This is a genomic window from Streptosporangium sp. NPDC049644 (assembly GCF_040675205.1).
GTDB lineage: Bacteria > Actinomycetota > Actinomycetes > Streptosporangiales > Streptosporangiaceae > Streptosporangium > Streptosporangium fukuiense.
This window is the reverse complement of the sequence record NZ_JBFAOJ010000029.1, coordinates 15,544-28,797: the sequence shown is the minus strand read 5'-3', so window position 1 is coordinate 28,797 and position 13,254 is coordinate 15,544. Positions and strand designations below refer to the sequence as shown.

Here is a 13,254-nt window from a genome sequence, read left to right as displayed (position 1 = left end):
CATGCATTCAGTCAGACGGCGCCGCCATGCCGCCGCGGTGGCGGGCCTGGCCTGTTGCCTGATCGCCGGGCAGGGACTCCCCGCCGGCGCCGTGCCCGGCCGGTCGGGGCCGGCCGACGATGCCGCGCCCGGCGGCGTGACGGGCCCGTCGGCCGACGAGGTCGCCGAGGCGCGGGCCATGGCCCGCGAGCGTGGCGAGCGGCTCGGCGAGACCACGGTCCTGGTCGCCGAGGCACGGGCCAGGCTGGAGGAGCTGGTCACCACCGCGGAGAGGCTCGTCGAGTCGTACAACGGGGAGCTCGTCAAGACGGCTCGCGCCAAGGAGCTCTCGGTCCAGGCGGCCGAGCGGGCGAAGGCCGCCGGCTCCCAGGTCGCCAAGGCCCGCGAGGCGGTGGCCGCGATCACCGCCCAGAGCTACGGGGGACTGGACATCGCCCAGCCCATGATGGCCATGATGACCGGCAACGGCGGTCCCACGGACGACGGCTACCTGCGCAGGGCCAGCATTCTGGCCCACATGGGCGGGGGACAGGCCGAGACGCTCAAGCAACTGCGGGAGTCCCAGGAGGTCTTCGCCATCCTGCAGGCCCAGGCGGAGGACGCGTACGCCGGGCAGCGGGAGGCGCAGGCGGAGGCCGAGGAGGCGAAGCAGGCCGCGGAGGAGGCCGTCGCCAGACAGGTCGACGAGACCCGGCGGATCGAGGAGGAGCAGGCGCGGCTGGAGAAGCTGGCCGACGAGGCGCGGAGTACGGCCGAGAAACTCGCCAGGGAGCGCGAGGTGGCTCTGGAGCAGGCCAGGATCGCCAGGGAGAACGCCGAGCGCGCCCGATACCAGGCGGCCGCGATGCGCCGCGAGGCGGCTCGGATGGGAGTGGCCTCGGGGGAGCCCGTGTCGCGCTGGGCGCTCAACGTGACCGCCGAGTCGGCCAGGGGCGACATCGCCGCGGACTGGGCGCTCACCCAGCTCGACAAGCCGTACGTGTGGGCGGCCGACGGACCGGCCGCCTATGACTGCTCGGGGCTGACCATGCGGGCCTGGGAGCGGGTCGGGATCGTCATGGACCACTGGACCGGCACCCAGTGGACCTCGGGCCCGCACGTGCGGCTCAGCGAGCTCCGCCGGGGCGACCTGCTCTTCTACGGGCAGGCCACGGGGAATCCCGGAGACATCCACCACGTGGGGATCTACGTCGGCCGGGGGCTGATGGTGCACGCCCCGCAGACGGGGGACGTGGTCCGGGTCGCGCCGATGTGGCGCAGCGACCTCATCGGCGCGACCCGCCCCGCGTGACGGCTCAGTGGCACTGAGCCGTCACCCGTGACGGCTCAGTGCTTGCCGGGGGCCTCGTCCTGGGCGCGCTTGATGGAACGGACGATCTCCTCCTCGGCCTCCACCCTGCCGACCCAGTTGGCGCCCTCGACCGACTTGCCGGGCTCCAGGTCCTTGTAGACCTCGAAGAAGTGCTGGATCTCCAGGCGGTCGAACTCCGGCACGTGGTGGATGTCGCGGATGTGCTCCATCCGGGGGTCGGTGGCGGGGACGCAGAGGACCTTGTCGTCGCCGCCCTTCTCGTCGGTCATGCGGAACATGCCGACCGCGCGGCACTTGATCAGGCAGCCGGGGAAGGTCGGCTCCTGGAGCAGCACCAGGGCGTCGAGGGGGTCACCGTCCTCGCCCAGCGTGTCTTCGATGAAGCCGTAGTCGGCGGGGTACTGCGTGGAGGTGAAGAGCATGCGGTCGAGCCTGATGCGGCCTGACTCGTGGTCCACCTCGTACTTGTTCCGTTGCCCCTTGGGAATCTCAACGAGAACGTCGAACTCCACCGCGTTTCCTCCACTCAGACCCCCGGGCACCCCCGGTTGGGCGTTAATGTCTCGTAGGCGTTTTATGCCTTTTGGGTACTGATGATGAGAGGTCGGCGACGTAATGCGGCGTGAGCGGTGGGTGGCCTTGGTCACTCTCGTCCTGCTGCAGATTTTCGTCGTCGCGGCCGGGGCACACCTGATCACCAGCGGTGCGCTGGTCAAAGGTGAGTCCGAGCGTGTCGCGCCGGCGGCGCCGCCCCCCGTCCCGGTCATCACCGCGGGTCCGGTGCTGGCCGCGGGGGGGAACGGACCTCTCCCCGCCAAGAGTACTTTGGCAGGGCGGTTGACCGAGGCGCTGGGGGACCCCGCCCTGGGAGGAAGCGTCGGGGCCGTGGTCGTCGACGCGGAGACGGGCGCCGTGCTGTTCGGCAGCCACGAGGCCAAGGGCATCACCCCCGCCTCCACCACCAAGGTCGTCACCTCCGTCGCCTCGCTGGCCTCGCTGGGGCCCGACACCAGGCTGAGCACCCGGGTGGTGCGGGGCTCCTCGCCGGGCTCGATCGTCCTCGTCGGCGGCGGCGACCCCACCCTGGCGAGCCCGAGAACGGCGGCGAGCCAGGTCTATCCCAAGCCCGCCTCGCTCGCCACCCTCGCCTCGCGCACCGCCAGGGCGCTCAAGGCGGCGGGGACGTCCAAGGTGACGGTGGCCTACGACGACTCCCTCTACGTGGGGCCGCGCACCGCCGCGTCGTGGAAGCCGGGCTACGTGCCCGAGGGCAGCGTGGCCCCCGTCACCGCGCTCATGGTCGACGAGGGCAGGGTCTCCAGCGGCGGCCAGAGAACCTCGGACCCCTCCCGCGCGGCGCACGGCGCGTTCGTGTCGCTGCTGTCGAAGTACGGCATCACGGTCTCCAAGTCCGCCAGGCGGTCCACGGCGCCGGCCGGTGCCCAGGAGATCGCCAGGGTCGAGTCCGCACCGGTCTACGCCCTGGTCGAGCGGGCACTCACGCTCAGCGACAACGACCTCTCCGAGGCGCTGGCCAGGCACGTGGCGATCAAGGAGGGCGAGCCCGCCTCCTTCGACGGCGGCGCCCGGGCCGTCGCCAAGGTGCTGGCCAGGCTCGGCGCGGGCAAGGGCGTGCTGGTCTTCGACGGCAGCGGGCTGTCCCCCAGAAACCGCATCACCCCCGAGGCCCTGGCCCGCCTGGTCGCGGTGGCGGCCTCCCCGGCCAATCCCGGTCTGAACCCGATCGTCAGCGGCATGCCGATCGCCGGCTTCAGCGGCACCCTCGGGCACAGGTTCGACAAGACGCGCTCCGCCTACGGGCTCGTACGCGCCAAGACGGGCACCCTGGACGGGGTCAACACGCTGGCGGGCATGACCACCACGCGCGCCGGACGCCTGGTGACCTTCGCCTTCATGGCGGACGACGTGCCACCCGGCTGGGGCAAGGCGGAGGCGGCCCTCGACAGGCTCGCGGCGGTGGTGGCCGCCAGTTGATCACAGGTTCCGGGTGCGCGGCCCGGGAAGGGAGCACGTACGGTGGACGGTATGCAGGTGATCGACTGGGATCTTGCCGTAGCGACCGGAACGCGCCTGGTGCGCCCCGGGCCGCAAGTGAGCCGAGAGGAGGCCCGGCAGGCCGTCGCCGATTTGCGGCGGCTCTCGCGTGAGGCCGAGGGGCACGTCCGCGAGTTCACCCGAATCGACACCGAGACCGCGCCACAGCCCGCGACCATCGTCGACAGGCCCGGCTGGATCAAGGCCAACATCGACGGGTTCCGGGTGGTGCTGGAGCCGCTCACCGAGCGGATGGCCGCCCGCGCCGGCCAGACGCCGGCGATCGTGGGCGCGATGGGCTCGCGCGTCACCGGGATCGAGGTGGGCGCGGTGCTGGCCTTTCTCGCCTCCCGTGTCCTCGGGCAGTACGAGCTGTTCCTGCCGCCGGACCCGACCGGCCAGGCGGCCACGGGGCGCCTCACCCTGGTGGCGCCCAACATCGTCCACGCCGAGCACGAGCTCAACGTCAACCCCGATGACTTCCGCCTCTGGGTCTGCCTGCACGAGGAGACCCATCGGGTGCAGTTCACCGGCGTCCACTGGCTGCGCGAGTACGTCAGGACGCAGACGACGGACTTCCTGCTGGCCTCCGACATCGACCTGCCCGCGCTGCTGGAGCGGCTCCGCTCGGCCGCCGGCACGTTCACGGACGTCATCAGGGGCGGCGAGGGCAACCTGATCGACGCGATCCAGACGCCCGAGCAGAAGGTGATCCTCGACCGGCTCACCGCGGTGATGACCCTGGTCGAGGGGCACGGCGACTACGTCATGGACGCGGTCGGCCCCTCGGTGGTCCCCTCGGTCGCCGACATCCGGGCCAAGTTCCACCACCGCCGCGAGGGCGGTTCCCGCTTCGACCGCACGATCCGCAAGCTGCTCGGCCTCGACCTCAAGATGAAGCAGTACGCCGAGGGGTCGGCCTTCGTCCGCACCGTCGTGGGCCAGGTGGGCATCGACGGCTTCAACAAGGTCTGGACCTCGCCCGAGACCCTTCCCACCCAGGGAGAGATCTCCAAGCCCGAGCGGTGGATCGCCAGGGTGATCGACGCCCCGGCCATCTCCGAGGCCGGCGGCACTTCCGGCTAGGGCTCGAAAGAGCCCGAGGGGGGGCGCGCGGCGCCACACCCCCGTCCGAGGCCGGACAATGGCGAGCATGGGTCCGCATCCCGCCGTCGCCGACGTCCGCCGTGCCGTACGGCACGCGCTGGGCGACCTGGAACCGGGCGAGCTGGTGCTGGCCGCGTGCAGCGGTGGCGCGGACTCCCTGGCCCTGGCCGCCGCGCTGGGTTTCGCCGCGCCCAGGGCCGGGCTCCGCGCCGGCCTGCTGACCGTCGACCACGGCCTGCAGGCGGGCTCCGGGGAGCGCGCGGCCGACGTGGTACGGCTCGCGCCCGGTCTGGGGCTCGACCTCGCCGAGGCGCTCGCGGTCTCCGTCGGCACCTCGGGAGGCCCTGAGGCGGCGGCCAGAGCGGCCAGGTACGCGGCCCTGTCACAGGCCGCCGAGCGCCTCGGGGCGGCGGTGGTGCTGCTCGGGCACACCAGGGACGACCAGGCGGAGACCGTGCTGCTCAGGCTGGCCAGGGGGAGCGGCACCCGGTCGCTGGCCGGGATGCCCGCGCGGACCGGGATCTACCGGCGGCCGCTGCTCGGGCTCGGCCGTGCGACGACGGTGACGGCCTGCGCGGCGCTCGGCCTGTCCCCGTGGGACGACCCGCACAACCTCGACGCCCGCTACGCCCGGGTCCGGGTCCGCGAGCGGCTGCTCCCCGCCCTGGAGGACGAGCTCGGCCCCGGCGTCGCCGAGGCGCTCGCCAGGACCGCCGACCTCTGCCGTGACGACGCCGACGCGCTCGACGCCTGGGCCGCCGAGGTCTACGCCCGTGTCGCGGTACGAGATTGCGCTCTTAGCGATATCGGGCCGGTGACGATGGCCGTACGGGACCTGGAACACCTTCCCGCGGCCGTGCGCCGCAGGGTGCTGCGGAGAGCGGCGATCGACGCGGGGGCACCGCCCGGCACCCTCGCGGCCTCGCACGTCCTGCAGGTGGACCGTCTGGTCACCCAGTGGCGGGGACAGCGGCGGATAGAGGTGCCCGGGGGGGTGGGGGCGATCCGCCGGTATGACACCCTGATACTCGCCAGACAGTCAGTCAGCCCCGTTTCGTAAGGAAAAATCCCAGGTGGACGCAGCCGACATGGGCAAGGACCTCTCGAAGGTCCTCATTCCCGAGGAAGAGCTCCAAGCCAAGATCAAGGAGCTCGCGAGCCGGATAGACGAGGACTACGCGGGCCGGGACCTGCTGATCGTGGGCGTGCTCAAGGGCGCGGTCATGGTGATGGCGGACCTGGCGAGGGCGTTGCACGTGCCGGTGCAGATGGACTGGATGGCGGTGTCGTCCTACGGGGCGGGCACCAGGTCGTCGGGCGTCGTGCGGGTGCTCAAGGATCTCGACACCGACATCGCCGGCCGCCACGTGCTGGTCGTCGAGGACATCATCGACTCGGGCCTGACCCTGTCGTGGCTGGTGCACAACCTGAAGTCGCGCAACCCCGCCTCGGTGGAGATCTGCGCCGCGCTGCGCAAGCCGGACGCGGTCAAGGTGCCGATCGACGTCAAGTACATCGGTTTCGACATTCCCAACGAGTTCGTCATCGGTTACGGCCTCGACTACGCCGAGCGCTACCGCAACCTCCCCTTCATCGGGACTCTCGCGCCGCACGTGTACGGAGCGGACTGAAAAGTACGCCCTGCGCGAAGTGTGTCATTCACAAACGCGACATTGCCCATAGCGGCGGGGAACACGGACCTACCTGACGTACGTTGGTAGAGAAAGCCGGTGCTGTCCGCGCGGTGACCCCGCGCGCCACGCCGGTGTACCTTCGGACGACCGAAGAGGTGGCCTCCGCCGCTTTCGGACAGTCAGTTGGAGCGGTTAGGGATACCGCGAACCCCGGGTCCGCCCGGGGTTGCCAGGCTCTGGTCAGGAAGGGACGGGCCCGCCGGGGTTCCGCATCGGATGGATCTCAAGCGATTTACACGTGGGCCACTGCTGTGGATCCTGGGCATCGTCGTTCTGCTGCTTCTCGTCACCACCATGTGGGGCGGCGACGGCAACTTCGAGAAGAGAGACACCTCTCAGATCATCAGCTGGATCGACGAGGGCAAGGTCTCCAACGCGAAGATCATCGACAAGGAACAGCGCATCGAGGTCACGCTGACCGACGGCAAGCGCTACTACTCCTCGTGGGTGACCGGCCAGGGCGTTCAGCTCGCCGACCAACTCCAGACCGCCGTCGGGGCGAAGAAGCTCGACAAGGGCTACACCGTCGACGTGCCCAAGGAGAACTTCCTCCTCAGTCTCCTGGTGAGCTTCCTGCCGATCGTCATCATCGTGCTGATCTTCCTGTTCATCATGAACCAGATGCAGGGTGGCGGCTCCCGGGTGATGAACTTCGGCAAGTCGAAGGCCAAACTCATCACCAAGGACACTCCGAAGACCACCTTCGCCGACGTGGCGGGTGCCGACGAGGCCATCGAGGAACTCCAGGAGATCAAGGAGTTCCTGCAGGCCCCGGCCAAGTTCCAAGCGATCGGCGCCAAGATCCCCAAGGGTGTGCTGCTCTACGGCCCGCCGGGAACCGGTAAGACCCTGCTCGCCAGGGCCGTCGCCGGTGAGGCCGGGGTGCCGTTCTACTCCATCTCCGGTTCCGACTTCGTGGAGATGTTCGTCGGCGTCGGCGCCTCGCGAGTCCGCGACCTGTTCGAGCAGGCCAAGGCGAACGCCCCGGCGATCATCTTCATCGACGAGATCGACGCGGTGGGCCGCCACCGCGGCGCCGGTCTCGGCGGTGGTCACGACGAGCGCGAGCAGACGCTGAACCAGCTCCTCGTCGAGATGGACGGCTTCGACGTCAAGGGCGGCGTGATCCTGATCGCCGCGACCAACCGGCCCGACATCCTCGACCCGGCGCTGCTGCGTCCCGGCCGTTTCGACCGCCAGGTCACCGTCGACCGCCCCGACCTGGAGGGCCGCAAGGGCATCCTCAAGGTGCACGGTCGTGGCAAGCCGTTCGCCGAGGGCGTCGACCTCGACATCATCGCCCGCAGGACGCCCGGTTTCACCGGTGCCGACCTGGCCAACGTGATCAACGAGGCCGCGCTGCTCACCGCGCGGGCCGACCAGAAGCTGATCACGATGGAGCTCCTTGAGGAGTCCATCGACCGCGTGATGGCCGGTCCGGAGCGCAAGTCCCGGGTCATGTCGGACCAGGAAAAGAAGATCATCGCGTACCACGAGGGCGGTCACGCCCTGGTCGCGCACGCGCTGCCCAACTCCGACCCGGTCCACAAGATCACGATCCTGTCCCGCGGACGCGCCCTCGGCTACACGATGACGCTGCCGATGGAGGACAAGTTCCTGGCGACCCGCTCGGAGATGCTGGACCAGCTCGCGATGCTGCTCGGTGGCCGCACGGCTGAGGAGCTCGTCTTCCACGAGCCCACCACCGGCGCCTCCAACGACATCGAGAAGGCCACCTCCATCGCCCGCCGCATGGTCACCGAGTACGGCATGAGCGAGCAGCTCGGCGCCCGTAAGTTCGGCAGTGGCAACGCCGAGGTCTTCCTCGGCCGTGAGATGGGCCATGAGCGCGACTACTCCGAGAAGATCGCCTCCACGATCGACGAGGAGGTCCGCCGCCTCATCGAGTCGGGCCACGACCAGGCCTGGGAGATCCTCGTCGAGTACCGCGACGTGCTCGACAACCTGGTGCTGGAGCTGATGGAGAAGGAGACCCTCTCCCGCGAGCAGGTTCTGCAGATCTTCGCCCCGGTCGTCGTCAAGGAGAAGAGGCCCTCCTACTCCGGCTACGGCAAGCGGCTGCCCTCCAACCGCCCGCCGATCCTGTCCCGCAAGGAGCAGTCCGGCAACGGCTCGCTTCCCCCCGGTGAGCAGGTGACCGAGGGTAACGGTGTCCTCCCCAACGGCTCGGGCCAGCCCGACCCCGTGCAGAGGGACGGGAACTGAGCGTGGGTGTCAAGCCACTACCGGTCGACACGGTCCGGTTGGAGAGCGCGGTCCGCGAGATCCTCATCGCCATCGGTGAGGATCCCGACCGCGACGGTCTCCGGGACACCCCGGCCCGGGTCGCCCGTGCCTACGCGGAGCAGTTCGCCGGACTGGGGCAGACCCCCGAGGACGTGCTGACCACGGTCTTCGACGTCGACCACGACGAGATGGTGCTGGTCCGCGACATCGAGGTCTACTCGACCTGCGAGCACCACCTCGTGCCGTTCCACGGTGTGGCCCACGTCGGCTACATCCCCAACGAGAAGGGGCAGGTCACCGGCCTGTCCAAGCTCGCCCGCCTGGTCGACGTCTATGCCAGGCGTCCCCAGGTGCAGGAGCGGATGACCTCCCAGATCGCCGACGCGCTCATGGAGGTGCTGGAGCCGCGCGGGGTCATCGTCGTGATCGAGTGTGAGCACCTCTGCATGACCATGCGGGGCGTCCGCAAGCCCGGCGCCAAGACGATCACCTCGGCGGTGCGCGGGGACTTCCGCAACAGCGACAGGACCCGCGCCGAGGCGATGGCCCTGATCATCCGCTGATCCCCATCTCCCAGAGCGTCCGCGACGACCCCGTCAGGACCGCCCGTCGGCGGCCCGGGCGGGGTTCCGCGTTGTCGCCCAGAGAAATCCCCCAAGCTGACCTTGATCCGGCTAATATCGCCATACCCGGCAGGGCCGGGTGCTCTGCGATCTTCGGATCGCGGCGGACACGCCCAGGGTCCCCCCGGAGGAGGACGCATGCAGGCCGGACACCCCGACCAAAGGCCGTCCGCTCCGTGACGGGTGTACGGATCCGTGGCGGCACAAGCCGGACCCGCGAGACGGGCGGACGGTACGCAACGCCTAGGCTTGTCCGCATGACTACGTGGAGTGTGCCCGGGCTGCCGGACGTGGGCCGGTGTCTCGTGATGGGCGTGGTCAACGTGACTCCCGACTCCTTCTCCGACGGCGGCCGATGGTTCGACCCCGCGGAGGCCGTGCGCCACGGCCTGGAGTTGGTCGAGCAGGGGGCCGACATCGTCGACGTGGGAGGCGAGTCCACCAGGCCGGGCGCCGCGCGGGTGCCGCTGGAGGAGGAGGTGGCCAGGGTCGAGCCGGTCATCAGGGAGCTGAGCCGCGCGGGGGTCGCCGTCAGCGTCGACACCATGCGGGCCGAGGTCGCCCAGGTGGCGGTGGAGGCCGGGGCGAAACTGGTCAACGACGTCAGCGGAGGGCTGGCCGACCCGGCGATGCCCAGGGTCGTGGCCGCCTCCGGCGTGCCGTACGTGGTGATGCACTGGCGGGGGCACAGCCACGCCATGCAGGAGCGGGCCGTGTACGACGACGTGGTGACCGAGGTCTGCCAGGAGCTCACCAAGCGGGTCGAGTCCGTGCTGGCCGAGGGGGTTGCGGAGGAACAGATCGTGCTCGACCCGGGGTTGGGCTTCTCCAAGAACCCCGACCACAACTGGGCTCTGATCGCGGGCCTCGACAGGCTCGCCGAGCTGGGCCGCCCGCTGCTCGTCGGGGCCTCACGGAAACGATTCCTGGGTCGCCTGCTGGCCACCCCGGACGGCACACCGCGTCCTTTCAGCCGCAGTGACGACGCCACGCTCGCCGTGACCGCCCTCGTCGCCCAGGCGGGGGCCTGGTGCGTGCGTGTGCACGATGTCCGCCCGAACGCGGACGCCGTCCGTGTGGCCGCCGCAGTTCAGAGAGCGAGACCATGAGCGTCGACACCACCGCCGTCGAGACGGTCAACCAGGCGTTCTACACCGCCATCGAGGACGCCGACCTCGACAAGATGACCGAGATCTGGGCCGAGGACATCGATGGCGAGCAGGTGAGCTGCGTGCACCCCGGGTGGCCGATCGTGAACGGCCGGCAGGAGGTGCTGCGCTCATGGGCGCTCATCATGGCCAACACGCCCTACATCCAGTTCGTGCTGACCGACGTCCGCGTCATGGTCCTGGGTGACGTCGCCATCCTCACCTGTGAGGAGAACATCCTCACCGCGGGAGACGAGGGTGATTCCAGCTTCGCCGCGGGCAAGGTGGTGGCGAGCAACACCTTCGTGCGCACGTCCGCGGGATGGCGGCTCTGGCTGCACCACGGCTCGCCCGTGCTGCAGGGTGACGACGACGAAGAGGAAGAGGAGGTGGCGTGAGCGAGCGCACCGGCGAATGGCCCGACGACGGGAACGCCTCCCGGGTGGCCGGGGTACGGGCCGGTGACGGATCCCAGGACCAGCGGCCCCTGCGGATCAACGACGACGTCGCGGACCTGATCGGCGATCCGCTCCAGGACCCGCTGGGGGATCCGGCGAGTACGACGTACGGCCTGCCGTCGGGCCAGGTGGCGGACCGGATCAGCCTGAAGGGGCTGCGGGTGCGCGGGCGGCACGGCGTGCTGGCGGCGGAGCGGGAGCTCGGCCAGGAGTTCGTCGTCGACGTCACGCTCTTCCTCGACACGGCGCCCGCGGCGGCCCGCGACGACCTCGGCGGGACGGTCCACTACGGCGAGCTCGCCGAGGATCTGGCGAGGGTCGTGGCGGGCGAGCCGGTCGACCTGATCGAGACCCTGGCCCAGCGCCTGGCCGATGTCTGCCTGGCCCGCGAGCTCGTCCGGTCGGCGGAGGTGAGCGTGCACAAGCCCGCCGCGCCGATCCCGCTGCCGTTCGACGACGTGATCGTGACGATCACCCGGGGCCGGGTATGAGGGTGGTCCTGGCGCTCGGCAGTAACCTGGGCGACCGCTTCGGCACTCTGCGGGGCGGGCTCGACGCCCTCTTCGCCAAGCCGGGGCTCACGCTCGTCGCGGTGTCGCCGGTCTACGAGACCGACCCGGTCGGCGGCCCGGAGCAGGGTGCCTACCTCAACGCGGTGGTGATCGCCGAGAGCGCGCTGGAACCCCGGGCCCTCCTCGATCGTGCTCAAGGTGTGGAGAACGCCTTCGGCCGGGTCCGGGTGGAGCGCTGGGGAGCGCGCACCCTGGACGTCGATCTGATCACCGTGGGAGACGTCGTGATGGACGACCCAGACCTGACCCTGCCGCATCCCAGAGCGCACGAGCGGGCGTTCGTGCTGGTCCCGTGGGTGCGGGCCGATCCGGACGCGGTCCTGTCCGGGCGCCGGGTGGCCGATCTGCTGGCCGGTCTCGACCAGGACTACGTGCGGTCCCGCCCCGAGCTGGTCCTGCGGGGGGACGGGTGAGGCCCAGCCGTCCCGGCGTCCTCGTCGGGCTCTTCGTCGTGGTCACCATCCTCACCTGGGCGCTGCTCAAGCCGCTCTACGTGTCCCTGCCGACCATGCCGTGGACGGCGATCCCCACGGTGCTCGTGCTGGCGATCGGCGAGGCCTACAGCGGGTGGATGACGAAGGCCAGGATCGAGCGCAGACCCGACACCAAGCCCGTCGATGCCCTGGCGGTGGCCCGGCTGGCGGCCCTGGCCAAGGCCTCCGCGTACGCCGGGGCGGTCTTCGCGGGACTCTTCGCCGGGTTCACCCTCTACACCGCCGAACTGCTCGACCAGAGGGTGCCCCGTCAGGACTTCTTCATCACCGGCGGGTCGGCGCTGGTGTGCGTGCTGCTGGTCTGCGCGGCCCTGTACCTGGAGCACTGCTGCAAGGTGCCCAAGGACTCCGCGGACGACGACCGCTGAGGGGACGCGTCAGCGCCTCCTGGCCCACTTCCGGCCGAAGAGCATGATGACCGGAAGGGTGCACACCAGTGCTCCGGCGACGGCCAGGGGGCGTTCCAGCCACCAGAGCAGGTCGGGCCGGACCAGGCTGCCCGGCCTGCTGCCCGCCAGCCACCAGGTCAGCGCCACCCAGATGGCCATGCCGGTCGTGTGGAACAGGAAGAGCGGCAGCGCGAACCGGTTGACCGTCTCGTTCACGCGCTGCCACCTGGGGTGGTCGAGCAGGCGCTCCATGGCCGGCCTCAGCACCTCCACCAGGCCGATCTGGAAGATCAGCAACGCCACGATGACGAAGGTGGGCGGCGCCATGTTGGACAGCTTGTCACCGGGCACGCCGACCATCGAGCCCGGGTAGATGTCCGAGTAGACCAGGCCGAAGAGCGCGAACAGCCCGGTCCACAGGATGGCGATGTCGAAGCGGCGGGGAAGTGCCACCACCCTCGCGTAGAAGAACCCGGCCTGGTGGGCCAGCCCCCAGACAATGATCATGTTGAGCCAGCCCACGGCCTCGTACCCGTAGCGCAGCCGCAGCACGTCTACGACGAGCGCCGCCCCGGCCAGCCAGATCAGGATCAGCACGTCGAAGCGCCGGTGCAGCCAGAGCGCGACCGGGAGCAGGGCGATCAGCACGAGGTAGACGCCGATGAACCAGAGCGGGCTGATGACGAGCAGGACCACCCGGTTCATCCACCTGATCCCGAACGCCCAGGTCACGAGCGCGCCCAGCACGATCCAGGTTCCGGCCAGCGCCAGTGTCGGGATCGCGAGGCCGCGGATGCGCCGCCACACGAAGGTGCCGATGCCCATCCCGCCTTCGCAGGCGCGGTTCCAGGACAGCAGGTGGACGTACCCGCCCACGTAGAAGAAGAGCGGCAACACCTGCAGCAGCCAGGTCAGGATCCACAGCCCCGAGGTGAAGCCCAGCGGGCTCGTCGGCGAGGGGCCGTCCGGCCCCCACTGGAGGATCGTGAAAGCCCAGTGCCAGACCACCACGACGAGCAGGCTGAACGCGCGCAACCAGTCGACGTACCGGTCCCGCGGTGGCCTGCCGACGGCCGGTGAGTCGCCGGGATCGGCGGGGGACGCGGGTGCCGTCGGGGGAGTCGTCCTCCGCTGGTCTCCGCCGGGTTCGATCAT

At 70.3% G+C, this 13,254-nt stretch carries 14 protein-coding genes; 12 read left to right on the top strand and 2 right to left on the bottom strand.

The annotated features are described in order from the left end of the window. Position 1 precedes the first annotated feature (1 nt). Positions 2 to 1,291: an NlpC/P60 family protein gene (locus tag AB0J58_RS18580; protein ID WP_364217062.1), complete on the top strand. Its 1,290-nt coding sequence runs from the start codon at positions 2 to 4 to the stop codon at positions 1,289 to 1,291. Between the two features lie 35 nt (positions 1,292 to 1,326). On the opposite strand, the gene AB0J58_RS18575 is transcribed toward AB0J58_RS18580, so the two are convergent. Next, a complete protein-coding gene (locus AB0J58_RS18575) occupies positions 1,327 to 1,824 on the bottom strand; it encodes an inorganic diphosphatase (RefSeq protein ID WP_030905709.1) in 498 nt (165 codons plus the stop codon). 121 nt (positions 1,825 to 1,945) lie between these two features. Here AB0J58_RS18575 and dacB point away from each other — a divergent pair, with 121 nt between their 5' ends. The 11 genes from dacB (at position 1,946) to AB0J58_RS18520 (ending at position 12,078) form a co-directional block, all read left to right on the top strand. Then, entirely contained in the window at positions 1,946 to 3,307 is a 1,362-nt protein-coding gene (gene dacB / locus AB0J58_RS18570) for a D-alanyl-D-alanine carboxypeptidase/D-alanyl-D-alanine-endopeptidase (protein ID WP_364217059.1), read from the top strand. Positions 3,308 to 3,358: 51 nt separating this feature from the next. Then, entirely contained in the window at positions 3,359 to 4,453 is a 1,095-nt protein-coding gene (locus AB0J58_RS18565) for a zinc-dependent metalloprotease (protein ID WP_364217208.1), read from the top strand. Positions 4,454 to 4,520: 67 nt separating this feature from the next. Then, entirely contained in the window at positions 4,521 to 5,534 is a 1,014-nt protein-coding gene (tilS, locus tag AB0J58_RS18560) for a tRNA lysidine(34) synthetase TilS (protein ID WP_364217056.1), read from the top strand. A gap of 13 nt (positions 5,535 to 5,547) precedes the next feature. Continuing rightward, positions 5,548 to 6,105 carry a hypoxanthine phosphoribosyltransferase gene (hpt, locus tag AB0J58_RS18555; protein ID WP_343962180.1) on the top strand — a complete coding sequence of 186 codons (558 nt, stop codon included), beginning with the start codon at positions 5,548 to 5,550 and terminating at the stop codon, positions 6,103 to 6,105. 279 nt (positions 6,106 to 6,384) lie between these two features. Continuing rightward, a complete protein-coding gene (ftsH, locus tag AB0J58_RS18550; RefSeq protein ID WP_364217053.1) occupies positions 6,385 to 8,394 on the top strand; it encodes an ATP-dependent zinc metalloprotease FtsH in 2,010 nt (669 codons plus the stop codon). A 2-nt stretch (positions 8,395 to 8,396) separates the two neighbouring features. Next, positions 8,397 to 8,978, top strand: a complete 582-nt coding sequence (gene folE, locus AB0J58_RS18545) for a GTP cyclohydrolase I FolE (protein ID WP_343962184.1) — start codon at positions 8,397 to 8,399, stop codon at positions 8,976 to 8,978. A 317-nt stretch (positions 8,979 to 9,295) separates the two neighbouring features. Next, a complete protein-coding gene (gene folP, locus AB0J58_RS18540) occupies positions 9,296 to 10,147 on the top strand; it encodes a dihydropteroate synthase (protein ID WP_364217050.1) in 852 nt (283 codons plus the stop codon). Then, the gene (locus AB0J58_RS18535) at positions 10,144 to 10,584 is read left to right on the top strand and encodes a nuclear transport factor 2 family protein (protein WP_030905684.1); all 441 of its coding nucleotides are present in this window, start codon (positions 10,144 to 10,146) and stop codon (positions 10,582 to 10,584) included. The genes folP and AB0J58_RS18535 overlap by 4 nt, the downstream gene beginning before the upstream one ends. A gap of 188 nt (positions 10,585 to 10,772) precedes the next feature. Beyond that, positions 10,773 to 11,135, top strand: a complete 363-nt coding sequence (folB, locus tag AB0J58_RS18530) for a dihydroneopterin aldolase (protein WP_364217206.1) — start codon at positions 10,773 to 10,775, stop codon at positions 11,133 to 11,135. Beyond that, entirely contained in the window at positions 11,132 to 11,629 is a 498-nt protein-coding gene (folK, locus tag AB0J58_RS18525) for a 2-amino-4-hydroxy-6-hydroxymethyldihydropteridine diphosphokinase (protein WP_364217047.1), read from the top strand. Before folB ends, folK begins: the two co-directional genes overlap by 4 nt. Continuing rightward, positions 11,626 to 12,078: a DUF3180 domain-containing protein gene (locus tag AB0J58_RS18520; protein ID WP_343962191.1), complete on the top strand. Its 453-nt coding sequence runs from the start codon at positions 11,626 to 11,628 to the stop codon at positions 12,076 to 12,078. Before folK ends, AB0J58_RS18520 begins: the two co-directional genes overlap by 4 nt. A gap of 9 nt (positions 12,079 to 12,087) precedes the next feature. Here AB0J58_RS18520 and AB0J58_RS18515 read toward each other — a convergent pair whose 3' ends face one another. After that, positions 12,088 to 13,254, bottom strand: a complete 1,167-nt coding sequence (locus AB0J58_RS18515) for an acyltransferase (RefSeq protein ID WP_364217044.1) — start codon at positions 13,252 to 13,254, stop codon at positions 12,088 to 12,090.

Excerpts from the sequence above, each read along its gene's own strand:
- AB0J58_RS18580 (WP_364217062.1), top strand. The coding sequence starts at position 2 with ATGCATTCAGTCAGACGGCGCCGCCATGCCGCCGCGGTGGCGGGCCTG.
- folK (WP_364217047.1), top strand. The coding sequence starts at position 11,132 with ATGAGGGTGGTCCTGGCGCTCGGCAGTAACCTGGGCGACCGCTTCGGC.
- tilS (WP_364217056.1), top strand. The coding sequence starts at position 4,521 with ATGGGTCCGCATCCCGCCGTCGCCGACGTCCGCCGTGCCGTACGGCAC.
- folP (WP_364217050.1), top strand. The coding sequence starts at position 9,296 with ATGACTACGTGGAGTGTGCCCGGGCTGCCGGACGTGGGCCGGTGTCTC.
- AB0J58_RS18515 (WP_364217044.1), bottom strand. The coding sequence starts at position 13,254 with ATGATCGAACCCGGCGGAGACCAGCGGAGGACGACTCCCCCGACGGCA.
- AB0J58_RS18535 (WP_030905684.1), top strand. The coding sequence starts at position 10,144 with ATGAGCGTCGACACCACCGCCGTCGAGACGGTCAACCAGGCGTTCTAC.
- ftsH (WP_364217053.1), top strand. The coding sequence starts at position 6,385 with ATGGATCTCAAGCGATTTACACGTGGGCCACTGCTGTGGATCCTGGGC.
- AB0J58_RS18565 (WP_364217208.1), top strand. The coding sequence starts at position 3,359 with ATGCAGGTGATCGACTGGGATCTTGCCGTAGCGACCGGAACGCGCCTG.